Consider the following 25,784-nt stretch of genomic DNA (forward strand, 5'->3'; position numbering starts at 1 on the left):
CGGACGACTGCCGTGAGCCGCTTTCCGGTGGTGGTCGTCGGGTGGTCCCGGGCCTGCCCGGGTCCTGGTCAGCCGCTCATGCCGCCGTCGATCCGGAAGGTGGAGCCGGTGATGTAGCGGGCGCGGTCCGAGACCAGGAAGGAGACGAGGTCGGCGACCTCCTCCGGGCGGCCGAACCGGCCGAGCGCGATGCGCTGGGCGAAGCCGTCCCGCAGCTCCTGCGGGAGGTTCATGACCGGGTCGGTGGTGATGAAGCCGGGCGCCACCACGTTGGCGCGGACCTGGTACCGGCCCACCTCGCGCGCGAGGGAGCTGACGAAGCCGATGATCCCGGCCTTGGAGGCGGCGTAGTTGGTCTGTCCGGCGTTGCCGTGGATGCCCGCGATCGAGGACAGGGCGACGATCGCGCCGCGGCGGCGCCTGACCATGCCCTCGATGGCGGAGCGGCAGACGTGGTAGACGCCGTCGAGGTTGACGCGCAGCACGTCGTGCCAGTCCTCGTCCTCCATCGCGATCAGCGGGTTGTCGCGCAGTACGGCGGCGGAGGTGACGACGGCGTCGAGCGGGCCGAGCGCGCTCTCGGCCTCCTCGACCAGCGCGTCCACGGCGGCCGGGTCGCTGACGTCGGCGCGGCGGACGTGGGCGCGGCGGCCCAGCGCGGTGATCTCCTTCTCCAGGGCGCGGGCGGCGTCGTCGCTGGCCGCGTAGCAGGTCGCGATGTCGTAGCCGTCCTGGGCGAGCCGCAGGGCGATCGCCCTGCCGATGCCGCGCGAGCCGCCCGAGACCAGGGCGACGGGGGCCGGTGATCCGGTCACGCGTGCCCCCCGCCGGTCGTCTCGTCGCCCGCCTCGGCGGCCAGCAGGGCGCGCAGCTGGGCTTCCACTTCCTCGTCGGAGAGGTCGTCGAGCCCTTCGGGGTCCGGCCCGTCGTCGCGGGCGAGGACCTCGATGGTGTCCTCCGGCCGCTCCTGGGCGGGTCCGGCGGACAGCAGGGCGGCGGTGTGCGCGACGGTGGGGTTCTCGAAGAACGCCCGCAGGTCGAGTTCGACGCCCAGCAGGCCCTTGACGCGGGTGCCGATCTGGACGGCGGCCAGCGAGTGGCCGCCCAGGGCGAAGAAGTCGTCGTCGACGCCGACCCGTTCCAGGCCGAGGATGTCGCACCAGACCCCGGCGACGGCCTCCTCCCGCTCGGTGCGCGGGGCGACGTAGGGGGTGGCGAGGTCCGGGCGCGGGTGGACGCCGCCGGGCGGGGCGAACCGGTCCATCTCCGCGGCGAGCAGCTCCGGGGTCAGGGTGCGGGCGAGCGCGCGCAGTTCCGCCACGTCCCGGTGGCAGACCAGCAGGTGGCCGGGCCGGTCCGGGGCGGCCAGGACGCGGGCGAAGGCGTCCTGGCCCTGCCGCTCGCTGATGCCCGCGCTGAGGGCGCGCAGGACACCGCCCCCGTCCTCGGTCTCCGGGTCGGCGGGCGGCACGGCGGCCCGCGCGATCTGCTCCCGCAGGCCGTGCAGGTCGTTGATCCGCTTGATGGTGAAGTCGGTGATCTCCACCAGCACCCGGCCGTCCGGGTCGAGGACCTCGAAGTCGCAGGTCATGGTCTCGCCGGTGGCGTCGGCGGACTCCTTGAGCCGGGCGTGGCAGTGGACGGTCGGGGTCAGCCCGTGGTGGACGCGCAGGCTCCGGTAGCTGAAGGGCAGGTAGTAGGTGTCGGTGGCGTAGACCCGGGCGGTGCCGCCGACGGCGTCGAGCAGCGCCGGGTGCAGCAGGTAGTCGTCCAGGTCGGCCGAGTGCTCCGGGCCGAGGCTCAGGGTGGCGAACAGGCTCCGCGGGCCGACCTCGATGCGGTCCATGCAGTCCCAGCGGGGGCCGAAGGAGAACTCGATCGGGCCGCCGGACTGGAACCGGTCGAGCCGCAGGCCCCGCGTGATCGCGTCGGTGGTGTCCAGTACGTCCGTGACGTCGCAGTCGGCGACCAGCGCGGCCAGGTCCCGCACGGTGTCGGGACCGGGGTCGTGGAAGGCGACGGTGCCCAGGGCGTGGTCGGTCCAGGCCGCCGCCCCGGGGGCGCCGCTCCGGCTGCGTACCGCGAACCGCCACTGGCCGTCGCGCTCCTCGACGGTGGTGAACACCTCGCGGGTCTGCCCGTCGGGGACGACGACCGGCGTCAGGTACTGCACGTCGCCGATCTCGATCACGCGGCCCTCGGCCTGTCCGGCGACGGCGGCCCGCACCAGCTCCAGGTAGGCGGTGCCGGGCACGAGGCCGTGGCCCATGATGCGGTGGTCGTTGACGATCCAGTGGTCCGCGGTGCTGAGCGTGGTGGTGTACGTGCGCGACGCGGGGCCGGTGTGCGCCAGGCGCTGGAGCAGCGGGTGCCCGGTCGGGTCGCCGGTGGCGCCGGTGGCGCCGGAGCCGAACCGGTCCCCCAGCCCGGCCGCCATGCCGACCTCCCGCCAGGTGTCCCAGCCGACGGCCGTGACCGGGACGTCGCTCACCTGCCGCTTGTACTGGGCGAAGGCGTCCAGGAAGGAGTTGGCGGCGGCGTAGTCGCTCTGGCCGGGGCCGCCCAGCAGGGCGGTGACGGAGGAGCACAGCAGCAGGAAGTCCAGCCGGTCCGCGCGGCAGACGCGGTCGAGGACCAGGGTGCCGCGGGTCTTGGCGGCGAGCACGTCGTCGCTCTCGGCGCGGGTCTTGGTGAGGATCATGCCCTGGGAGGGCCGTCCCGCGGCGTGGACGACGCCGTGCAGCGCGCCCGCCAGGTCGCGCACCCGTTGGGCCGCGGCGGCGGTCTGCTCCTCGTCGGTGACGTCGGCCCGCAGCACGAGGACCCGGGCGCCCAGCTCCGTCAGGTGCCGCAGGCGGCGCACCCGGACGCTGACCGGGTCGTGGTCGTCGTGGTCGGCGAGCCAGGCGTCCCAGGTGTCCTCGGCCGGGAAGGCGGAGCGGCCGAGCAGGCCGATCACGGGCCGGTCGGCGGTGCGGGCGATGTGCTCGGCCATCGCCAGGCCGATGCCGCCGAGTCCGCCGGTGATCAGGTAGCCGCCGCCGTCGCGCAGGCCCGTGCCGGCCGTGCCGTCCGTGCCGTGCAGGGGCACCCGGTCGAAGTCGCGGCACCACCAGTGCCGTCCGCGCAGCGCCAGCTCGGGGTCGGCGACGGGCGCGGCCAGCGCGGTGTGCACGGCCTCGGCCAGCGTCTCGTGGGGCTGGGCGCCGGTGATGTCCAGGGCGCGGCAGGTGACGCCCGGGGTCTCCTGCGGGATGACGGTGCGGGCGCCGAGGAGGGTGGCGTTCTCCGGCTGGAGCGGTTCGTCCCCGGTGACGGCGAACACGCCGCGGCACAGCACGTCGAGCGTGACGGGCGCGGCGGGGCGGGCGTCGGCGAGTGCCTGGGCGAGGGCGAGGAGGCTGTCGAAGCCGAGGCGCCGCGCGTCGTCGAGGTGCCCCTCGGTGAGCGGGCCGTCGGCCGGTGCGGTCGCCGTGCTCCACAGGTGCACCAGGTGGAGGTCCCGCCCTTCCCCGGCGTCCTGGACGGCCGGGGAGCGCAGCAGCGCGGCCAGCTGTCCACGGTCGGCGGGGTCGGCGGTGTGGTCGCCGTCGGTGTCCGCGCCGGGCGCGGTGACCCGGACGACCTGTTCGCCCGCGGCCGTCAGTCGGGCGGCCAGCGCGCGCCCGAGGGGCAGTTCGGCGCCGAGCAGCACCCAGACGGCGCCGGAGGCGTCGGGGCGCGGGGTGAACGGCAGCCGCTTCCAGCCGGGGGCGGAGAACCAGTCGGCCGGGGAGAGGGCCGCGGGTGCCTGCGCGCGGGGCGTGGTCCGCGGGTCGGGTTCGACCCAGTAGCGCCGCCGCTGGAAGGCGTACCCGGGCAGCCGGACCGGGCGGCGGGGGGTGTCGCCGTAGAAGGCGTCCCAGTCCGGTTCCGCCCCGGCGCTCCAGAGCGCGCCCAGGCTCGCCAGCAGCAGGGCGCCGTCGTCGGTGTGGTCGCCGGGGTGCGGCAGCGAGCCCGCCACGGTGCGGTCGGCGGTCCAGGCGCGGTGGGCGCGTGTGAAGTTGGCGAGGGTCTGTCCGGGGCCGACCTCCAGGGCCACCAGGGCCGGGTCGGCGAGCAGCGTGTCGAGGGCGTCCCGGAACCGGACGGGCCGGCGCAGGTGGCTGCCCCAGTACTCGGGGCTGGTGGCCTGCTCGTCGGTGATCCAGGTGCCGGTGACGTTGGACAGGAACGGGATCTGCGGGGCCTTGAGGACGGCCGTGCGCACCTCGTCGGTGAAGGGTTCGACGGCGCCGGTCATGTCCGGCGAGTGGAAGGCGTGCGAGGTGTGCAGCCGTCGGCAGGCGACGGAGGCGGCCGTCAGCCGGGCCGCCAGGGCGTCGATCGCCTCCTCGCTGCCGGAGACCACGGTCAGGGCGGTGGAGTTGACGGCCGCGACGGACAGCCCCTCCTCCAGCCACCCGGCGGTCTCCGCCTCGGGCAGGAAGACGCTGAGCATGGCGCCCTCCGGCATCGCCCCGACCAGTCGGCCGCGGGCGGCGACCAGGCGGACCGCGTCGGGCAGGGAGAACACCCCGGCCAGGCAGGCGGCGGTGAACTCGCCGACGCTGTGGCCCGCCATGGCCCGCGGGGTCACGCCCCAGGAGTTCCACAGCCGGGCGAGCGCGTACTCGACGCTGAACAGGGCGGCCTGGGCGAACTCGGTGCGGGTCAGCCGGGCGGTGGCCGCCGCGTCCCCGTCCGGGGCGAAGACCAGGGTGCGCAGGTCGACGCCGAGGTGTTCGGCGAACAGGTCGGCGCACTGGTCGAACTCGGCGGCGAACACCGGTTCACGGCCGTACAGCGCACGGCCCATGCCGACGTACTGGGCGCCCTGCCCGGGGAACAGGAACGCCACCGGGGCCCGTTCGGCGCACGCCGGGGCGGGAGCGGCCCCGGCGAGGCCGCGCAGCGCCGTGACGGCGTCGCCGGTGTCCTGGCAGACGACGGTGGCGCGGTGGTCGAAGGCGTGCCTGCGGCGGGCCAGCGTGTGGGCGGCGGCGTCGAGGTCGGTGTCCGGGTGGGCGTCGAGATGGTCGGCGAGGCGCCGCGCGTGGTCGGCGAGCGCCTGGGGCGTCCGGCCGGACAGCGTCAGCAGGTGCCGCTCGCGTCCGGTGCCCGGGTCGGCGGGGGCCGTGGGCGGCGCCTCCTCCAGGACGACGTGCACGTTGGTGCCGCCGATGCCGAAGGAGCTGACGCCCGCCCGGCGCGGGGCGTCGGTGCGCGGCCAGGGGCGCAGCTCGGTGTTGACGTAGAACGGGCTGGTGTCCAGGGCGAGGTCGGGGTTGGGCCGGTCGCAGTGCAGGGTCGGCGGGATGGCCCGGTGCTTCAGGGCGAGGGCCGCCTTGATCAGGCCGGTGACCCCGGCGGCGGCGTCGAGGTGCCCGACGTTGCTCTTCACCGAGCCGATGGCGCAGTAGCCGCGGTCGTCGGTGCCGTCCCGGTACGCCCGGGTGAGGGCGGCGATCTCGATGGGGTCGCCGAGCGGGGTGCCGGTGCCGTGGGTCTCGACGTAGCCGATGGTGGCGGGGTCGACGTCGGCGAGGGCCAGCGCCTCGGTGATGACGTCGGTCTGGCCGTCGACGCTGGGCGCGGTGTACCCGGCCTTCAGGGAGCCGTCGTTGTTGACGGCGGTGGCGAGGATGACGGCGTCGACGGTGTCGTGGCCGACCCGGGCGTCGGCGAGGCGGCGGAGCACCACCACGCCGACGCCGTTGCCCGCGACGGTTCCGGACGCCGCGGTGTCGAAGGCGCGGCAGTGCCCGTCGGGTGACAGGATGCCGCCGGGTTCGTGCACGTAGCCGCTGCGCAGCGGCGCGGAGACCGACACGCCGCCCGCGACGGCGATCTCGCACTCGCCGTTGAGGAGGCTCTGGCAGGCCAGGTGCACCGCGGTCAGCGAGGTGGAGCAGGCGGTCTGGACGGTGACGCTCGGCCCCTTGAGGTCCAGTTTGTACGAGGTCCGGGTGGCCAGGAAGTCCTTGTCGCCGCCGAGCATGACCTGGTACATGCCCGCCGCGTCCAGGACCCGCTGGTTGTTCATCAGGTTGAGCGGCAGGTACGAGTTGAAGCCCGCCCCGGCGAACACGCCGATCCGGCCCTCGAAGCGGTGCGGGTCGACCCCGGCCGACTCCAGGGCCTGCCAGGCGCATTCGAGGAAGATCCGGTGCTGGGGGTCGAGGATCTCGGCCTCGCGGGGGCTGTAGCCGAAGAAGCCCTCGTCGAACAGGTCGGCGTCCTTCAGGAACCCCTTGGCCCTGACGTAGTCGTCGCGCTCCAGCAGGGCCGGGTCGACGCCGTCGGCGACGAGTTCCTCGTCGGTGAAGGTGCTGATGCCCTCCCGGCCCTGTTCGAGGCTGGTCCAGAACGTCTCGACGTCCGGGGAGCCGGGGAAGCGGCCCGCCATGCCGATGACGGCGATGCGGTCGAGGTCCCGGTCCTCGCCGTGCTCCTGGTCGTGGTCTGGCTCTGACACGTGATCACCTGTCTTCGCGGGAAAGAGCCCGACGTTCGGCTGCCTGCTGCCGCCGGTTGCGGGACTGTCGACGGTTCTCGGCGCGCTCGCGGGCGCCGTCTCGGGACCCGGACGCCGCCCGCGCACCGCTGAGGTACTCGGCCAGTGAGCCGACCGTGGGGTGCTGGAACAGCTCCACCATGGTCAGGTCGTGGCCGAGGGAGGCGGCGAGGACGGTCCGGAACTCGGCCATCAGCAGGGAGTGCCCGCCGAGGTCGAAGAAGTTGTCGCGGGTGCCGACGCGTTCCACGCCGAGCAGGTCGCGCCAGAGGGCGGCGAGGGCGTGCTCCGTCTCGTCGCGGGGGGCGACGAACCGGGTTCCCAGGTCGGGGCGGGTGGTCTCGGGCGCGGGCAGTGCCTTGCGGTCGGTCTTGCCGCTGGGGGTGAGCGGGAGCCGCTCCAGGGTGGTGAAGGACGCGGGCACCATGTACTCGGGGAGACTGCGCCGCAGGTGGGTGGCGAGGTCGCCGGGGGCCGGGGCGGTGTCGGCGGCGGGGGTCACGTAGGCCGCGAGCCGGACGTCGCCGGGGGCGTGTTCGCGGGCGACCACGACGGCCTCCCGGACCGCCTCGTGCGCCGTCAGCACCGCCTCGATCTCGCCGAGTTCGATGCGCTGGCCGCGCAGCTTGATCTGGTGGTCGACCCGGCCGAGGAACTCCAGGGCACCGTCGGCCCGGTACCGGGCCAGGTCGCCGGTGCGGTAGACGCGCGCGCCGGGGACGAAGGGGTCGTCGACGAAGCGCTCGGCGGTCAGGTCGGGGCGGTTGAGGTAGCCGCGGGCCAGTCCCCGCCCGCCGATGTGGAGTTCGCCGGGCACGCCGACGGGCACCGGGCGGCTCCGCTGGTCGAGCACGTAGAGCCGGGTGTTGGCGATGGGGCGGCCGATGGGGACGGGGCGCCGGTCGGTGTCGTCGGGGCGGCAGTGCCAGGCGGTGACGTCGATGGCGGCCTCGGTGGGGCCGTACAGGTTGTGCAGGTCGGCCTGGGAGCGGGCGAGGAACCGGTCGTGCAGGTCGCGGGTCAGCTCCTCGCCGCTGCATACGACCCGGCGCAGGCTGGTGCACTTCTCCACCGGTTCGGTGAGGAAGACCTGGAGCATGGACGGCACGAAGTGGACGGTGGTGATCGCCTCGTCCTGGATGACCTGGGCGAGGTAGCCGCTGTCGCGGTGACCGCCGGGGCGGGCGACGACGAGGGTGGCGCCGCTCAGCAGCGGCCAGAAGAACTCCCACACCGACACGTCGAACGAGAACGGGGTCTTCTGGAGCACCCGGTCGGAGGCGTCGAGGCGGTAGGCGTCCTGCATCCACAGCAGCCGGTTGCGCAGGGCGGCGTGGACGTTCATCACGCCCTTGGGGCGGCCGGTGGAGCCGGAGGTGAAGATGACGTAGGCCAGGTCCTCGCCGTCCACGGGGACGTCGGGGTCGTCCTCGGGTTCGGCGGCCAGTTCGGCGGCGAGGGCGTCGGTGTCGAGGACGGGGCGGTCGAGCGGGGGCAGCCGGTCGGTCACCGGGCCGTGGGTGAGCACCACCGGCGGCCGGGCGTCCTCGAGGATGGCCGCGAGGCGCGCCTCGGGCAGGTCGAGGTCGAGCGGCAGGTACGCGCCGCCCGCCTTGAGGACCGCCAGCAGGCTGACCACCAGGTCGAGGGAGCGTTCCATGGCCACGCCGACGACGGTGTCGCGGCCGACGCCGTGGCGGCGCAGCCGGTGCGCGAGGCGGTTGGCACGGCGGTTGAGGGCGTCGTAGGTCAGTGACTCGCCGTCGAAGCGGACCGCCTCGGCGTCGGGGTGGCGGCGGGCCCGCGCCTCGACGCACTGGTGGACCCAGCCGTCCTCGGTGCCCCAGTCGTGGTCCGTGGCGTTCCACTCGCTGAGGACGAGGTGCCGTTCGGCGTCGTCGAGGAGCTCGAAGTCGTCCACCGGGGTGTCGGGGTGCGCGGCGGCCTGCTCGGCCAGCCGGTGGAAGCGGGCGGCGAGGCGGACGACCGTGGACTCGTCGAACAGGTCGCGGTCGTACTCGAACCAGCCGGTGAGCGCGCCGCCGCTGTCGAACGCCTGGAGCTCCAGGTCGAAGCGGGCGCCCTCGCTGCGCACCGGCAGCCTGCTCAGGTGCGCGCCGCCCAGCGCCCGGGGCGGCACCGGCTCCCGGCCGTAGCTGAAGCTGACCTGGCACAGCGGCGGGCGGCTGAGGTCGCGGGCCAGCTTCAGGTCGGCCACCACCAGCTCGAACGGCACGTCCTGGTGGGCGTAGGCGCCCAGGCAGGCGTCCCGGACCCGGTGCAGCACGGTGCTGAACGAGGGGTTGCCGCCCAGTTCCGCGCGGATCGCCAGGGTGTTGACGAAGTAGCCGATCACCGGCTCGACCTCGACGCGGTCCCGCTGCGCGATGGGCACGCCCACGACGATGTCGTCCTGGCCGCTGTGGCGGTGCAGCAGGATCTGGAGCACGGCGAGCAGCGCCATGTACGGGGTCGCGCCGTGCCGTCCGGCCAGCGCGCCCAGCGCGCGCATCAGCGGCTCGGGCAGTTCGACGGGGACGGAGCGGCCGTTGAAGCCCTGGACGGCCGGGCGGGGCCGGTCGGTGGGCAGGTCGAGCGCCGCGGGGGCGCCGTCGAGGTGCTGGCGCCAGTACGCCAGGTCCGCGTCCCAGGCGCCCTCGGCGAGCTGCTGGTGCTGCCAGTCGGAGAAGTCGCCGTACTGGATCTCCAGTTCGGGCAGCGGTGAGGGCCGTCCGGCGGCGAACGCCTCGTACAGCTCGGAGAGTTCGGTCAGGAAGACCGCGGTGGACCAGCGGTCGGAGATCAGGTGGTGCATGGCGGTCACCAGCACCGACTCGTCGGCGCCGGTGCGCAGCAGCCGTACCCGCAGCAGCGGGCCGGTGGTGATGTCGAAGGGCTCGGCGAGCGCCTCGTCGATCCGGCGCTGCCGCTCGGCGGGCGTGAACCGCTCGCCGCGCAGGTCGGTCTCGGGGACGTCCACGGTCAGTTCGGGGTGGACGACCTGGACCGGGGCGCCGTCCTGGACGCGGAAGGTGGTGCGCAGCGCCTCGTGGCGGCGCACGATCTCGGCTACGGCGGCCCGCAGCACGGTCGCGTCCAGCGGCCCGACGACACGGGCGGCGCCGGGCACGATGTAGCCGGGGTTCCCCGGCCGGAGCTGTTCGAGGAACCAGGTGCCGCGTTGCAGCACGGACAGCGGGAAGGTGTCCCCGGCCGTGGCGCGTTCGGCCATCAGCTCCTCGAAGCGGGCCCGTTGCTCGGGGGTCAGGGCGGCCAGCCGGGTGGCGAGGTCGTCGGTCACGGCCGGTCCTCTCCCGTCGTGCCGGGGGCGGGGGCGTCCAGCTGGGCCAGCACGTCGGCGGCGGTGCTGTCCTCCGTACGCCGTCGGCGGCGGATCGGCGCGGAGCGCGCGCCCCGGGCGGACCCGCCGTCCCGGGCGGGTGTCGCGGCGCCGTCGGCGGTGAGCTGGGCGAGGGCGCGTTCCGCGACGGTCCGGATGGTGGCGCCGCCGAGGAAGTCGGTGACCGGGAGGGTGACCCGCAGCCTGCTCTGGATGTCGTTGCGCAGTTCCACGGCCATCAGCGAGTCCAGGCCGAGGCCGGTCAGCTGCTCGTCCACGCCGACGGAGGCGGACGCCGAGCCGAGCACGTTCCTGACGACGAGCACGAACCGGTCGGTGAGCGTGGGCAGGCGCTCCGCCTCCGGCAGGCCCAGCAGCTCCTCGGCCGTGGGGATCGGGCTCTGCTTGCGCCTGCCGCGGCGCCGGGCCGGGGCCTTCTCGGTCTCCTCGCGGGGGGCGTCGACGGATGCCCCGTCCTCGGAGCGGGGGGCGGGGGCGGCGCCGTCGTGCCAGGGCCTGGGCGGCTGCCAGCACTCGGTCGGGTCGAACGGGTAGGTGGGCAGCGCGGCCCTCGACCGGGTGTAGTCCTGGTCGAAGCCCGCCCAGTCGACGCTTGCGCCGCGCGCGTACAGGGCGGCGACGGTGGGCAGCAGCACCTCCCAGTCGTCGGTGCGCGGGCGCAGGCTGGGCAGCAGCAGGTCGTCGTGGTCGGCGGGCAGCGTGTCGCTGACCAGGCCGAGCAGCGTGGGAGCGGGGCCGACCTCCACGAAGGCGCGGTAGCCCAGGTCGTGCAGGGTGCGCACCCCGTCGGCGAACCGCACCGCCTGCCGGACGTGGCGGCACCAGTAGTCGGCCTCGGGCGCCTGGTCCCACGGCCACAGCTCGCCGGTGACGTTGGAGACGAGCGGGATGGCGGGGGCGTTGAAGGTGATCTTCCGGGCGGCGTCGCGCAGCGGGTCGACCACCGGGTCCATCAGCGGTGAGTGGCCCGCGGAGGCGATGCGCAGCGACTTGACGGTGATCCCGCGGGCGGCGAAGTCGGCGCAGACCTCCTCCACCAGCTCCCGCTCCCCGGAGATGGTGGTGTTGGCGGGGCCGTTGACGGCGGCGATGGAGATCCGGTCGGGGTCGTCGGCGATCCGGGCGGCGACCTCCGCCTCGGGCGCGAACACCGCGGCCATCGTGCCGGGCTTGCAGAACTCCTGGATGATGCGGGCCCGGTCGACGGTGAACCGCAGGCCGTCCTCCAGCGACATGGCGCCCGCGACGCAGGCGGCGACGATCTCGCCGAAGCTGTGGCCGAGGACGGCGGCCGGTTCGACGCCCCAGGACCGCCACAGCGCCGCCATCGCGTACTCCACGGCGAACGTGGCGGGTTGGGCGTAGGCGGTGTCGTTGATCCGGCCGTCGTCGGGGTCCGCCGGGTAGAGCACGGACAGCAGCGGCCGTTCGAGCAGCGGCTCCAGGATCCCGGCGCAGGTGTCGATCGCCTCGCGGAAGGTGGGCTGGGTCTCGTAGAGGCGGGCCGTCATGCCGGGGCGCTGGGCGCCCTGGCCGGTGAAGAGGAAGACGACCTCGGTGTTCTCGGCCTCGTCGTGGACCAGTCCGGGGGCGCTCTCGCCGCGCAGGAAGGCCGCCAGCTGGTCGGCGACCTCCTGGCGGGTGCCACCCACGGCGGCGAGCCGGTGCCGGAACCGGGAGCGGCCGGTGCCCGCGGTGTGGCACAGGTCGGCCAGCGGAGTGTCGTCCGCGGCGGTGAGGCGGTCCTGGTAGCGGCGGGCGAGGTGGGCGAGGGCGGTCTCGCTCCTGGCCGACAGCGGCAGCACCGAGGCGGGGCGGCGCTCGTCGGGGGCGGGCGCGGGGGCCGCCGGTGCCTGTTGCAGGATCAGGTGGGCGTTGGTGCCGCTGAGCCCGAAGCTGCTCACGGCCGCGAACCGCGGCTCCTCCGACTCCGGCCAGGGGGTGACCCGGGTGGGGACGGCGAAGGTGGTGCCCTCGAAGGAGATGTTCGCGTTGAGCTTGGTGAAGTGCAGGTTGGGCGGGATCTCGCCGTGCGCCAGGCAGAGCGCGGCCTTGATGAGCCCGGCGGCTCCGGCCGCGGCCTCCAGGTGGCCGAGGTTGGTCTTGACGGCGCCGAGGTAGACGGGGTCGCCGTCCGGCCGTCCGTAGACGTCGGCGAGCGACTCGGCCTCGATCGGGTCGCCGAGCCGGGTGCCGGTGCCGTGCGTCTCGATGAGGCCGACCTGGTGCGGCTTGACGCCGCTGGCGTCGAGGGCGGCCCGGTACACCTCGCGCTGGGCCGCCCCGTTGGGCGCGGTGATGCCGGAGCTGCGGCCGTCCTGGTTGACGGCGCCGCCGCGGACCAGGGCCAGCACGCGGTCGCCGTCCCGCACGGCGTCGGAGAGCCGCTTGAGGACGACGACTCCGCAGCCCTCGCCGCGCACGTAGCCGTCCGCGCTGTCGGAGAAGGTCATCGCCCGGCCCTGCCGGGACACCGACCCGAACTGCGACTGGGACACCAGCAGCACCGGCGACATCACCACGTTGACGCCACCCGCGAGCGCGGTGTCGCACTCCCCCGTGCGCAGGCTCTGGCACGCCTGGTGCACCGCGACCAGCGAGGAGGAACAGGCGGTGTCCACGGCGAAGTTGGGGCCGCGCAGGTCGAGGAGGTAGGCGATGCGGCCGGGGATGAAGCTGAGGGCGGCGCCCGAGCTGGTGTAGGCGCTGACGTCCTCGATGTGCCGGATCTGCGCGGTGACGTAGTCCGAGGTCGCCACGCCCATGAAGACGCCGGTACGGCTCCCGGCCAGCGCGGAGGGCGCCTGCCCGGCGTTCTCCAGCGCCTCCCAGGCCACTTCGAGGGTCAGCCGCTGGTGGGGGTCCATGGCCAGCGCCTCGCGCCGGGAGATGCCGAAGAAGTCGTGGTCGAACTGGTCGATGCGGTCCAGGAAGCCGCCGGAGCGGGTGTTGATGGTGCCCGGCTTGCCGCGCTCCTCGTCGTAGAAGGCGTCGTTGTCCCAGCGGTCGGCGGGGATGTCGCGGATGGCGTCGACGCCGTCGGTGAGCAGCCGCCAGTAGGTGTCGGTGTCGGTGACGCCGCCGGGGAAGCGGCAGCCGACGCCGACGATGGCGATCGGTTCGCTCCTGGCCCGCTCGTACTCCTCGACCTGGCGTTGCAGTCGCGCCATGGTCAGATAGGCGCGCTTGAGCGTGGCGGCGGACACGCCGTCCTGGCCCGGTTCCGTCATGGCCGGCCTCCTTCGTCGATCTGCTTCGTCTTGGCCAGCAGCAGCGCTTCGAGTTCGGCGGCTGACATCGTGTCGAGGTCCGGCGGGCCGTCCTCCTCGACGGCTTCCGGGGTGGCGGGCGCGGGCTGCCGCACCGGTTCGGGCGCGGTCTCCAGCTCGATCTCCATGCGCTCGGCCAGGAACGGCACGAGCTGGTCGATGGTGGGGAAGCGCCAGGTCACGGTCGAGGGCAGGGAGAGGGCGAGGGAGGATTCGAGGCCCACGCGCAGCTCCAGGGAGAGCAGGGAGTCGAAGCCCATGGCGGTGAACGGGGCGCTGCTGTCGATCGCGGCCGGCTGGCCGCCCACGACGCGGGCCGCGAGGGCCTTGCAGTGCTCGGTCAGCACCGCCCTGCGGCGGCGGCCGGGCTCGACCGCGAGCATCCGGCGCCGTACGTCGTCCTGCGCCTCGGCCCCGGTCCGCTCGGGCCGGTCGGCGAGGGTGCGCAGCAGGCCCGCGGCGGGGTGGCCGCGCAGGGCGTCGCGGTCCAGCGGGAGCACGCACACCTGGGTCGCGGAGCCGCGCAGCAGCAGGTCCAGGGTGGCGATGCCCTGTTCGGGGCTGATGCTCCGCACGCCACGGGTGGCGAGCGCGCCGCCGCGGTCGGGCCGGGCCGCCAGGCCGATCCGCGACCAGGGACCCCAGTCGATGCTCAGCGCGGGCAGGCCGAGCGACCTGCGGTGGTGGGCGAGGGCGTCGACGAAGGCGCTGGCGGCGGCGTAGTTGCCCTGGCCGGGCGAGCCGAGTACCGCGGCGGCGGACGAGTACAGGACGAAGAAGTCCAGCTCGCGGTCGGCGGTGGCGCGGTGCAGGTGCCAGGCGGCGAGGGACTTCGGCGCGGCGGTCGCGCGGAACCGGTCCCGGTCCAGTCCGGTCAGCAGTCCGTCGTCCAGGACACCGGCGGCGTGCACGACTCCCGCGAGCGGCGGCATCTCGCCGTCGATCCGGGCGACGACCTCCGCCACGGCGTCGTACCGCGACAGGTCGGCGCGTACGGTGCTCACCTCGGCCGTGGCGCGCAGCGCTGCCACCGCCCGTTCCGCCTCGGGCGACGGGGCGCTGCGGCCGACCAGCACCAGGTGCCGGGCGCCCTGCTCGGTCAGGTAGCGGGCGGTCTCCAGGCCGAGGGCGCCCAGACCGCCGGTGATCAGGTAGGTCGCGCCCGGCCGGACGGGGGCCCGCTCCGGGCCCGTGGTGACCTGTTCCCGCGGGTCGGGTCGGAGCACGAGCTTGCCGGTGTGCTGGGCCCGGGCCATCGCGGTGAACGCGGCGGCGGACTCGGCGTACGGGTGGACGGTCACCGGCAGCGCGGTGAACTCGCCGCGGGCGAAGCCCTGGGTGACCTCGTGCAGGAGTTCCGGGACGAGGTCGTCCCGCTCGCGGATGCTGCGTTCCAGGTCGACGGCGAAGAACGCCCGGTTGTCCTTGAAGAAGCCCAGGCCGATGTGGCTGTCGTCGTGGATGTCCCGCTTGCCGATCTCCACGAACCGGCCGCCGGGCGCCAGCAGCCGCATACTGCGGACCAGGGCCTCGCCGGTGGTCGAGTTGAGCACCACGTCCACGCCGCGTCCGTCGGTGGCCCGCTCGATCTCGTCGGCGAAGGCGAGGGAGCGGGAGTCCGTCACGTGCTCCACGCCGAGGGAGCGCAGCAGCGCGCGTTTCTCCTCGGTGCCCGCGGTGGCGTAGACCTGGGCGCCGTTGCGCTGGGCGACCTGGAGGGCGGCGAGGCCGACACCGCCGGTCGCGGAGTGGATGAGCACCTTCTCGCCCTTGCGGAGGCGGGCGAGCCGCTCCAGGGCGTGCACGGCGGTGAGGAACGCGATGGGCAGCGCGGCGCCCTGCTCGGGGGTGAGTCCCTCGGGCAGCGGGGCGGCCAGGTCGGCGGCGACGGTGGTGAAGGCGGCCATGCTGCTGCCGCCGACCGCGATCACCGGGTCCCCGACCCGGTACTGCGTCACGCCCTCGCCGACGGCGCTGATCCGGCCCGCGCACTCGGCGCCCAGCGGCACGACGCCCTCGGCGCCCGGGTAGGTGTTCAGCGCCTTGAGCACGTCGCTGAAGTTCAGGCCCGCCGCGGCCACCTCGATCTCCACCTGGCCGGGCCCGGGCGGGGTCCGGTCCCACAGGGTCGACCGCAGGCTGGACAGCAGGCCCGGACGTGCCGCGAGGAGGCGGTGGTTGCCGTCCCGGTCGGCGTCGAAGGACCACCGCGGCTCCCGCTGTCCGGTGCCGTTGTCCTTCCAGGGCCGCAGGGCCGGGGTGCGGCGGGCTCCGGCGCGCAGGGCCACCTGGTCGTCGTCGCCGCCGCGGAGCAGCTCCGCCACGACGTGCTCGGCCTCGTCGGCGGGGCGGGCCGGGTCGAGGTCGACGACCAGCGGGCGCAGCTCGCCGTGTTCCAGGCCGATGACCCGGGCCAGACCCCACAGCGGTGACTGGGCGACGGCGGGCCGGTCGGCGTCGTCGGCCTGCTGGGCGCCCCGGGTGAGCAGCACCAGACGGGGCGTCGGCTCCGGCGCGGCGGCGGCGAGGCGCTGCACCAGGTGCAGGACGGGCACGCAGGCGGCGTCCTGCGCGTCGACGACCTGCTCGACGGTGGCGTCCTCGGCCAGGCCGAGGTCCAGGACCCGGGCGTCCACGACACCGTCGAGGGCGTCGGACGCCGTGACGTCGGCCAGCAGGGCGGCGAGGTCGTCCGGGCTGGCGGGGTCGATCTCGTACCGGCCGGGTGCCGTACGGCGGTATCCGGGTCCGGCGGTCACGGTCACGCAGGTGCCGCCGCGGGCGGTGAGCGCGGCCTCGACGCCGGTGCCGACGCCGCCGCGGTCGGCGAGCAGCAGCCACCGGCCGGGCCGGGCCGAGGGGGCCGGCTCGTCGGCGGCCGGTTCGGCCCAGTCGATCCGGTACAGGTCCCGCCCGGCCGGGTCACCGGCGTCCGCGCGGTGCGCCGCGCGCAGGGCGACCCCGGTCAGCTCGCCGAGGACGGTGCCGGAGTCGTCGTACAGCACCACCGTGGCGTCGGTGATCTCGTCGGCGTCCGGTCCCGGCGCGGGGACCGTGGCATGGGCCCAGCGGGGTGCGGCGCGGTCGGTGAGGAGGGTGAAGTGGCCCACCCGCACCGGCAGGTAGGTGCGGTCCGGGGACGGCTGGTGGGCCCCGAGGGCCGCGCCCAGGACCTGCAGGGCGCTGTCCAGGACGGCCGGGTGGACGAGGTGGGCGCCGCGGTCGTCGGTCAGTTCCGTCGCGTCGCGCAGCCGGGCGAGGGCCTCGCCGGAGCCGCGCCACAGCTCCGCGATGCCCTGGAACGCCGGTCCGTACCGCAGGCCGGAGCGGTGCAGCGCGGCGTAGTGGTCGCGGGCGTCGACGGCGTCGGCGCAGCGGGCGCGCAGCTCGGCCAGCGGCACGGCGCCGGAGTGTTCGTGCCCGGCGGCGCGGTGGCAGGAGCCGTGGGCGGCGGGTGCCCAGTCGTCGTCCTCCCCGGCGCGGCTGAACAGGCGTACCGAGCCGGTCTCGGCGGTCTCCGGCTGGAGGACGAGCTGCACGGTGGCGTCGGCGCACCGGTCGGGCACCGGGGTCAGCCGGGTCAGGTGCAGGTCGGTGACGGCCGCGTCCGGCCCGAGCCGGGTGCGGGCGGCGGCGAGCGCGGCGTCCAGGACCAGGCTCGCGGGGAGTACGGGGCCGCCGACGAGCTGGTGGTCCTTGAGGTAGCCGAAGCCTTCCAGGTCCACGGGCGCGGACCAGTGCTCGGCGTGCGGGGCGACCGCGGAGCGTGTGAAGGAGCGCAGCACGGGGTGGCCGTCCCAGACGGCACGGCGTACGGCGGTGTCCTGGCCGAACCAGCACCGGGTGCGCTGCCACGGATACGTGGGCAGGGCGGGCAGCGGGCCGGACGTGCCGTACACGCGGGTCCAGTCGACCGGGAACCCGGCGCTGTAGAGCTGTCCGAGCCCGGTCAGCACGGCGGCCCGGCCGGAGCCGTCGCGGCGCAGCGAGGACACGGTGACCGTGTGCTCGTACGAGGACAGCCGCTCGGTCATGGCGTCGGTGAGCATCGGGTGCGGGGAGAGTTCGACGAACACGTCGTGCCCGGACTCGGCGAGCGCGGTGACGGCGGTGTCGAACAGCACCGGGCGGGTGAGGTTGGCGGCCCAGTACTCCGCGTCGAGCCGGTCACCGGCGACGGGCTCGCCGGTGACGGTGGAGAGCATCGGGAGGGCGGCGACGCGCGGGGTCAGGCCGGACAGCAGCCGCCACAGTTCGGCCGCGACGGGTTCCATCAGCGGGCAGTGGGAGGCGAAGTCGACGGACTCCAGGAGCCGGCAGTAGACGCCCTCGGCCTCCAGGGTGGCGGCCAGCGCCGTCAGGGCGGCGCTCTCGCCGGACAGGACGGTGGCGCCGGGGCTGTTGGCGGCGGCCACCCACACCGGTCCGGGCTTGCGCTCGTCGAGCAGCCGCCGCGCCTCGTCCAGGGAGAGGCCGACGACGGCCATCCGGCCCTTGCCCGCGGCGGTGTGCAGGGCGGTGCCGCGGTGCAGCGCGACGACGAGGGCGTCCTCCAGGGACAGCGCGCCCGCCACGTGCGCGGCGGCGATCTCGCCGACGCTGTGCCCGAGGACGGCGGCCGGTTCCACGCCCCAGGACCGCCACAGCGTGGCGAGGGCGATCTGCACGGCGACGAGCGCGGGCTGGCCGACGGCGGTGTCCGACAGCCGGGAGCGGTCGGGGTCGGCGGTGAGCTGGTCGAGGAGCGACCAGTCGGTGTGGCGGCGCAGCAGCGCGTCGGCGCGTTCGACGACGGCGCGGAACGCCGGTTCGCCGTGTGCGCCGTCGAGCAGGTCGGCGGCGACCGGCCACCAGCGGGGGCCCTGCCCGGAGAACACGAACACCGGCCGGGGGCGCCAGCCGACGCGCCGGACGCCGGAGGCGAGCCCGGTGCTCTGCTCGCCGCGGCCGAAGGCGGCCAGGGCGGCGCGCAGTTCGCCGAGGGTGCTGCCGGTGGCGGCCAGCCGGTGCTCGTGGTGGGTGCGGCGCAGCGCCGCCGCCGAGGCGAGGACGCCGGGGGTGAGGCCGTCCCCGGCGTCGGCCAGGAGGGTCTCGTAGCGGGCGGCCAGCTCGCGCAGCGCGCCCTCGTCGCGGGCCGAAACGGGCAGCAGCACCGCGCCGTCGGGTGCGGGCGGGGCGGCGGCGGGGGTGGGCGGCGCCTCCTGGAGGACGACGTGGGCGTTGGTGCCGCCGAAGCCGAAGGAGCTGACGCCCGCGAGGGCGGGGCCGTCGTGGTCGGGCCACGGCTGGAGGGCGTCCGCCACCCGCAGCGGCAGCGCGTCGAAGGGGATGTGCGGGTTGGGCTCGCGGTAGTGCACGGTCGGCGGCACGGTGCGGTGGTGCAGCACCAGGGCGGTCTTGATCAGACCGCCGATGCCCGCGGCCGACTCCATGTGCCCGACGTTGGACTTCACCGAGCCGATCAGGCACGGCCGTTCCGGGTCGCGGCCCTCGCCGAGGACGGCGCCGAGCGCCTTGGCCTCGATCGGGTCGCCCAGGATGGTGCCGGTGCCGTGCGCCTCGACGTAGCGCACGTCCGCCGGGCGGACCCCGGCGCGGGTGTAGGCGGCGCGCAGGACGGCTTCCTGGGCCTGCGGGTTGGGGGCCATGAGGCCGTTGCTGGCGCCGTCGGAGTTGACGGCGCCGCCGCGGATCACGGCGTAGACCCGGTCGCCGTCGGCGAGCGCGCGGCTGAGCGGCTTGAGGACGACGATCCCGGCGCCCTCGGAGCGGACGTAGCCGTTGGCGCTGGCGTCGAAGGGCTTGCAGCGGCCGTCGGCGGACATCACGCCCGCCTTGCTGAAGTTGATGGCGAGCGCCGGGGACAGCACCAGGTTCACCCCACCGGCCAGCGCCAGGTCGCAGTCGCCCTGGGCGAGGCTCGCGGCGGCCTGGAGGACCGAGACCAGCGAGGAGGAGCACGCGGTGTCGACGGCCATGCTGGGGCCGCGCAGGTCCAGCAGGTACGACAGGCGGTTGGCGGAGATGCTCAGCGCGCTGCCGGTGCCGGTGTAGGCGTCGATGGCGTCCAGGTCGCGCAGTTGGTGCGCGGCGTAGTCGAAGGAGGAGATGCCGACGAACACGCCGGTCGGTGAGCCGGCGAGCCGGTCGGCGGGCAGCCCGGCGTCCTCCAGCGCCTCGAAGGCGACCTCGGCGAGCAGCCGCTGCTGCGGGTCCATGCGCGCGGCCTCCTGGCGCGCGATGCCGAAGAAGCCGCGGTCGAACTGGTCGACGTCCGCCAGGAAACCGCCCCAGCGGCTGTTGGTGCGGCCGGGGGTCTTGGGGTCGTCGGCGCTGAAGTCCTCGGTCTTCCAGCGCTCCGCGGGCACCTCGGTGACCGCGTCGCGGCCCTCGCTCAGCAGCCGCCAGAAGCGGTCCGGCCCGTCGGCCCCGCCGGGGAAGCGGCAGCCGATACCGACGACGGCTACGGGCTCGGCGGCGCCTTCGCCGGGCTGGGCGGCGGCGTCGGGGGCCGGCACGACGACGGTGGCGGTGTCAGGCGCGGTGCCTGTGCCGGTGCCAGGCGCGGCGCCCGTGCCAGCCTCCGGCGCGTCCGCCGTACCCGGCCCGCCCGCCAGGTGCCGGGCGAGTTTCTCCACGGTGGGGTGCTGCCACGCCGCGGTGGCGTCCACCGGGCGGCCGAGGTGGCGTTCGAGGTCACCGGCCATCGTGACCATCTGCACCGACTGCAGGCCGTACGAGGCGAACGGCAGGGCGGGGTCGATGTCCTGGGCCCGGCTGCTGACCGCGTCGGCCAGCGCCTCCCGCAGCCACCCCTCGATCTCGACGGCGGTCACGACGGGCGCCGTGGGCGCGGCGGGCGCGGCGGGCGCGACGGACGCGGCGGGCGCGGCGGGCGCGGCGGACGCGGCGGGTGCCGTGGGCAGCGCGCCGTCCCGGTCCTGCCGCCAGACGGCGACCGCCTTGAGGCTGTCGTCCATGAAGGCGTCCAGGCAGGCGGAGCGCTGGAGCTTGCCGCTGGACGTCTTCGGCACGGTGCCCGCCCGCACCAGGGCGACCGCGAACGCCTGGAGGCTGTGCTCCCGGGCGAGTTCCGCCCGGATCGCGGCGATGACCCGCTGGTGTTCCGCGGGATCCTTGCTGCCGCGGTACTCCTGGACGACGATCAGCCGCTCCTCGCCGCCGATGTCCCGGGAGCCCGCCACCCCGCAGCCCGGGCGCAGCCCGCGGTCCACCTCCTCCACGGTGCGTTCGATGTCCTGCGGGTAGTGGTTGCGGCCCGCGATGATGACGACGTCCTTGCGGCGGCCGGTGACGTACAGCTCGGGACCGTCCACGAAGCCGAGGTCGCCGGTGCGCAGGAAGGGGCCCTCGCCGGTGTCGGCCAGCTGGGCGCGGAAGGTCTCCTCGGTCTCCGGGCCCCGGCGCCAGTAGCCGTGGGCGATGCTCGGCCCGGCCACCCAGATCTCGCCGATCCGGCCCTCCGGCACGGCGGTGCGGGTCTCCGGGTCCGCGATCACCACCCGCTGGTCGAGCACCGAGTAGCCGCAGCCCAGCAGCGTCCGGGACGGCTCGCCCGGCGCGGCGTCCACGGCCGAGCCCGCCGCCAGGGCGTCCGGCGTCAGGTCGCGCCAGACCGGGTCGGTCAGCGGGTCGCTGGTGGAGACCATCAGGGTGCCCTCGGCGAGGCCGTAGGACGGCGCGTGCGCGGCGGGCCGGAACCCGCAGTCGGCGAAGGCGGCGGAGAAGCGCTCCAGGGTCTCCCGCCGCACCGGCTCCGCGCCGTTGGCGGCCACCCGCCACCGGCTCAGGTCCAGCGTCTCGCGCTCCTGCGGCGTCACCTTGGCCACCGCGAGGTCGTAGGCGAAGTTGGGCGCGGCGCTGGCGGTCCCCCCGGTGTCGGAGAGCGCCTTCAGCCAGCGGAACGGGCGCTTGAGGAAGGAGTACGGCGCCATGAACGTGACCGGGAACCCGGCGTAGGCCGGGGTGAGCAGGGCGAAGATCAGGCCCATGTCGTGGAAGGGCGGCAGCCAGCTCACCACGTGCGGGTCGGGGTCCTCGGAGAAGAACCTGCCGTTCATGGCGTCGAAGTTGTGCAGCAGGTTGCCGTGGCTGACCATCACGCCCTTGGGACGGCTGGTGGAGCCGGAGGTGTACTGGAGGAAGGCGATGTCGTCCCGGCGGGTGCCGGGGTGGCGCCAGCCGTCGGCCGCCGCGGTGTCCAGGTCGTCGACCGCGACCCAGGTGATGTCCCGCAGCGCCGGGGCGTGTTCGGCGAAGGAGTCGGCCAGGGCGACGGTCTTCGCCGGGGCGAGGATCACCACCGGCTCGGCGTCCTCCATGACGGCGACCAGCCGCGGCAGGGTCCGCTTGAGGAACGCCGGGTCCGGCGGGTAGGCGGGGACGGCGATGATGCCCGCGTACAGGCAGGCGAAGAAGGACACCATGTAGTCCAGCCCGGCCGGGCACAGGATCAGCGCCCGCTCCCCCACCGGGAAGCGTTCGCGCAGGACGGCGGCGATGGCGCGCGCCCGCAGGTCGACCTCGGCGTTGGTCAGGCACTGCGGCTCTCCCTCACCGTCCACGAGGAACCGGAAGGTCTGGAACCGCGGGTTCTCACCGAAGGCCGCTCGGAAATGATCGACGAGCGATTCGGAATCGGGGCCCGGCATCAAACCGTCCTCTCACTTTGGACAACCTACGGGAGAGCCCTTTCCGGAATTGAATTCCGGAAAGGTCTGTCCTGCTCGGCAAGTCAGCATCCACGAGCACACCCGCATCGTCAAAGCATTCGAGTTCTCAAGCGGATTTCAGCCGTCTGTTGAGGACCGCTCCGCCAGCGTTTGAGGCCCTGCGGGAACGTCTGACTACCGGTGGCGGGACGGCCGGAAGCCGGGGTGTTCAACTGGCCGTCCCGGACACTTGAACACCCGGCGCGGTACGGCGCTTAACGGCTCGCTGGACTCGTACGGCGACCGAGTGCAGCATGAATGATTCGCGAATCCCGCAATTCTTGCATGTCCTTTTTCTCCGAACGAAAGGCCCGAAAGATGCAGAAGATCCTCGACGCGATCCTGGCCGGTGAGCCAGGGGCCGTCGCGGCCCTTCCGGTGCCCGATTTCTGCCGGGGCGTCACGCTGCACGCCGACGAGGTCGCGATGTTCGACGGACTCGACGGCAGGGACAAGGACCCGCGCGCGTCGCTGCACCTCGACGAGGTCGCCGTACCGCGGCCCGCCGCGGGCGAGGTACTCGTCGCGGTGATGGCCAGCGGGATCAACCACAACACCGTGTGGTCGTCGATCTTCGAGCCGATGCCGACGTTCCGCTTCCTGTCCCGGTACGGGAAGACGTCACCGCAGGCGGCGCGGCACGACCTGCCGTACCACGTGCTCGGCTCCGACCTGGCCGGGGTGGTGCTGCGCTGCGGTGACGGGGTGACCGCCTGGCGCCCCGGCGACGAGGTGGTGGCGCACTGCCTGTCGGTGGAGCTGGACCACCCCGACGGGCACGCCGACGCGATGCTCGACCCGGAGCAGCGGATCTGGGGGTTCGAGACCAACTTCGGCGGGCTGGCCGAGCTGGCGCTGGTCAAGGCGAACCAGCTGATGCCGAAGCCGGACCACCTCACCTGGGAGGAGGCCGCCGCCTCCGGCCTGGTCAACTCCACCGCCTACCGGCAGCTCGTGTCGCCCAACGGGGCGCGCATGAAGCAGGGCGACACGGTGCTGATCTGGGGCGCGTCCGGCGGTCTCGGCTCGTACGCCACCCAGCTCGTCCTCAACGGCGGGGGCACGCCGGTGTGCGTGGTGTCCAGCCCGCGCAAGGCGGAGGTGTGCCGTCGGATGGGCGCGGAGCTGGTGATCGACCGGTCGGCGGAGGGGTACCGCTTCTGGTCCGACGAGCACACCCAGGACCTGCGTGAGTGGCGGCGGTTCGGGTCCCGGATCCGGGAACTGACCGGTGGCGACGACCCGGACATCGTCTTCGAGCACCCCGGCCGGGAGACGTTCGGGGCGAGCGTGTTCGTGGCGCGCCGCGGCGGCACCATCGTCAGCTGCGCCTCCACCAGCGGCTACGAGCACACGTACGACAACCGCTACCTGTGGATGCACCTCAAGCGGATCGTCGGCACCCACTTCGCCAACTACCGGGAGGCGTGGGAGGCGAACCGGCTCATCACCAAGGGGCGCGTCCACCCCACCCTCTCCCGCGTGGTGCCGCTGGAGCAGACCCCGCAGGCGGTGTACGACGTCCACCACAACCGGCACCAGGGCAAGGTCGGTGTGCTGTGCCTCGCTCCGCAGGAGGGGCTCGGGGTGCGGGACGTGGAACTGCGGGCGCGTCACGAGGCCGCGATCAACCGGTTCCGTACCGAGCCCGAACCCGTGGCCGGGTAGCGGAGGGCGGGCGGCGCCCGCCGGGCGCCGCCGCCGGTCCCCGCCTCAGTCCCCGCTGACCGCGGTGACCAGACTGCCGGGCCGCATGTCGGTCCAGGCGCGCTCGATGTACTCCAGGCACTCCCGGTGCCCCGCCTCCTGGTGCGCCACGGTCCACCCGTCGGGCACCGCGGCGAACGCGGGCCAGAGCGAGTGCTGGTTCTCGGCGTTGACGATCACGAGGTATCGCGCCTGCTGGTCGTCGAACGGGCTGGCCATCTCGGGTCCCCTCCCGACCGGCGCCGCTGGGGTCGCCGGCCGTGCGTCCTGGGTCGTGGGTGGTGTCTCGGTGCGGGCGCCGTCGGCCCGCGGCGGGAGTGTCGGCCGGTACCCGGGGGCTCAGGCGCCGCGCGAGAGGTGCCGTACCTGCTGCTGCCCCGCTCCGGTCTCAGCGGCAGGGAGCCTGCCCTCGACGTCGCGGGCGAACTGGAGCCACCGGGAGGCGCAGAGCCGGGCCATCTGCGCCACGTCGGCGGCGCGGTGGGCGGGGATGCCGTTGATGAGGTCCTGGCGCTGCTCCGTGGTGAGCAGATGGGTGCGCAGCAGTTGCAGCAGCGTCCGCCCGACCTGCGACATCCGCAGCGAGGGGTCCCGGCGCATACTGGACAGCGTGGTCTCCAGGCCCAGCGGCGCCGCCGCGGCCTCGTCGGACCGCTCGCCGGAGTCGTCGCCGACCTTCATGCTGAGGGCCAGCCGCGGCGTCACCGGGTCCTGGCCGAGCCGGATCCGCTTGCGTACGTCCCGTGCGGTGGCCACCGCTATGCCGGCCCTGCTCGCGATCTCCCGCAGCGAGGCGTTCGGGCTCTCGGCGATGACCTTGCTGGCGGCCAGCCGTCCGGCGGCCCCGTTGACCGGGCGGTGGCGGCCGTCCCGTCCGATGCGCAGGGCCAGTTGGGGGGCGTTGCCGGAGCGGGCGCGCAGCGATCCCACCATCCCCGGGGACAGGCCGGTGACGGCGGCGATCCGCCGGTCGGACCAGGCCGGGTGGCTCTCCACGATGCGCACCGCGGCGGCCACCCGGTCCTGCCGGGACAGCGGCATCCCGTGTTCGGCGTTGAGTTTGACGGCGAGGACGAAGGCGTCCTGCGCGGAGCCCTCCACGAACCGGGCCTCGATGACGTCGTCCCCGCGGAGCACGGCCGCCCGCAGCCGGTGCATCCCGTCGACGACCCGCATGGTGGGCCGGTGGACGACGATGGGCGGCAGGGCGGCCTCCGACTCGGCGAGCGTCCTGGCGTGCTCCTCGACCTCCCCCGTCAGCCGCGGTGAGTCGGCTGCCACCAGGGAGTTGACGGGGACTAAGTGCGTCTGCTGGGAAACGACGGGTTCGTTGGTGGGTGACTGCGGCTCTTCACCGGCCCGGGCTTCGGACACGAGGTAGTTCCTCCGTAGTTCTCCAGTGGACGGCGTGGGGTGAGCCGTCCCGTGAGTTCGCCGGAAAGGGCGGTAACACCCGCAGACGCGCGACGTGGGAGAAACGCCGGTGGGGTAGCGCGCGGAATGCCGGCCGGACTTGACGTGCGCGGTCGGTTGTGCGGCGGTGGCGCTCGTACCAGGGGTGCGTCCTTACGGCGGCTAATATCGGCCGCCGTCAACAGGGGTGTCAAGGTTGCGAAAGGGTCGGGGAAGGTACATCTACGCGCGTCTTGCTCGAACGTCGACCGGGTGTGGACCATCTCTTGAGTGGATCTCCGACCGGCCCCCAGGGCGGCCGGGCACAAGGCCCTGGCCGCCCCCGTGGCCCTTGACTGGTCTCCCCCCGTTCTTGGAAGGTTGGGCCGTGCGCCCGGGCGAGGAAGACGAATAGGGCAGCAAAGGGGCGACGTGGTGAAGCAGTTGCCGCATCACCGCCACCCTCGCATCAACGCGTGATTCACCCCCCGTTCCCGACCACCCCTTGACCACCTGGAGCGACGAGGATGCGCATCGAGGCCGATCCCGAGGTCTGCGTCAGTTCGGGCATGTGCGCACTGGCCGCGCCCGACCTGTTCGACCAGTCCGACGACGACGGCACCGTGGTGGTGCTGCGCTCCGACCCGCCGCCCGAGCGGTTCCCGGCCGTCCGGGGCGTGGTGGGGCGCTGTCCCTCCCGCGCGCTGAAGCTGGTGGACACCGTCGCCGCGGGCTGACCGCGCACCGCCCGCCGGGGAACCGGCCCGAGCTGTTGAAGGAGACGCGAA

At 74.4% G+C, this 25,784-nt stretch carries 9 protein-coding genes; 2 read left to right on the forward strand and 7 right to left on the reverse strand.

Annotated elements, in window-relative coordinates:
- Positions 1–68 precede the first annotated feature (68 nt).
- The 5 genes from fabG to ABZ659_RS16900 are packed head-to-tail and all read right to left on the reverse strand — an operon-like array spanning position 69 to position 21,837.
- A complete protein-coding gene (gene fabG / locus ABZ659_RS16880) occupies positions 69–815 on the reverse strand; it encodes a 3-oxoacyl-ACP reductase FabG (protein ID WP_360219717.1) in 747 nt (248 codons plus the stop codon).
- Positions 812–6,496 (reverse strand): SDR family NAD(P)-dependent oxidoreductase, encoded by a 5,685-nt coding sequence (locus ABZ659_RS16885; RefSeq protein WP_360219720.1) that lies wholly within the window; start codon positions 6,494–6,496, stop codon positions 812–814. Before ABZ659_RS16885 ends, fabG begins: the two co-directional genes overlap by 4 nt.
- Positions 6,497–6,500: 4 nt before the next feature.
- On the reverse strand, positions 6,501–9,836 hold the full coding sequence (locus tag ABZ659_RS16890; RefSeq protein ID WP_360219723.1) for an amino acid adenylation domain-containing protein: 3,336 nt from the start codon (positions 9,834–9,836) through the stop codon (positions 6,501–6,503).
- Positions 9,833–13,126 (reverse strand): beta-ketoacyl synthase N-terminal-like domain-containing protein, encoded by a 3,294-nt coding sequence (locus ABZ659_RS16895; protein ID WP_360219726.1) that lies wholly within the window; start codon positions 13,124–13,126, stop codon positions 9,833–9,835. Before ABZ659_RS16895 ends, ABZ659_RS16890 begins: the two co-directional genes overlap by 4 nt.
- Complete coding sequence (locus tag ABZ659_RS16900) at positions 13,123–21,837, reverse strand: SDR family NAD(P)-dependent oxidoreductase (RefSeq protein WP_360219729.1); 8,715 nt, start codon at positions 21,835–21,837, stop codon at positions 13,123–13,125. Before ABZ659_RS16900 ends, ABZ659_RS16895 begins: the two co-directional genes overlap by 4 nt.
- Before the next feature lie 378 nt (positions 21,838–22,215).
- Here ABZ659_RS16900 and ccrA point away from each other — a divergent pair, with 378 nt between their 5' ends.
- The gene (gene ccrA, locus ABZ659_RS16905; protein WP_360219732.1) at positions 22,216–23,565 is read left to right on the forward strand and encodes a crotonyl-CoA carboxylase/reductase; all 1,350 of its coding nucleotides are present in this window, start codon (positions 22,216–22,218) and stop codon (positions 23,563–23,565) included.
- 45 nt (positions 23,566–23,610) lie between these two features.
- On the opposite strand, the gene ABZ659_RS16910 is transcribed toward ccrA, so the two are convergent.
- Both ABZ659_RS16910 and ABZ659_RS16915 read right to left on the reverse strand, forming a co-directional pair.
- Positions 23,611–23,823 (reverse strand): MbtH family protein, encoded by a 213-nt coding sequence (locus ABZ659_RS16910; RefSeq protein ID WP_360219735.1) that lies wholly within the window; start codon positions 23,821–23,823, stop codon positions 23,611–23,613.
- 120 nt (positions 23,824–23,943) lie between these two features.
- Positions 23,944–24,978: a ParB N-terminal domain-containing protein gene (locus ABZ659_RS16915; protein ID WP_360219738.1), complete on the reverse strand. Its 1,035-nt coding sequence runs from the start codon at positions 24,976–24,978 to the stop codon at positions 23,944–23,946.
- 545 nt (positions 24,979–25,523) lie between these two features.
- Between ABZ659_RS16915 and ABZ659_RS16920 the strand changes: the two genes are divergently transcribed.
- On the forward strand, positions 25,524–25,733 hold the full coding sequence (locus tag ABZ659_RS16920) for a ferredoxin (RefSeq protein ID WP_360219741.1): 210 nt from the start codon (positions 25,524–25,526) through the stop codon (positions 25,731–25,733).
- The last annotated feature ends 51 nt before the right edge of the window (positions 25,734–25,784 follow it).

Origin of the sequence: Streptomyces sp. NPDC006997, from assembly GCF_040635175.1 — a bacterium.
Lineage (GTDB): Bacteria > Actinomycetota > Actinomycetes > Streptomycetales > Streptomycetaceae > Streptomyces.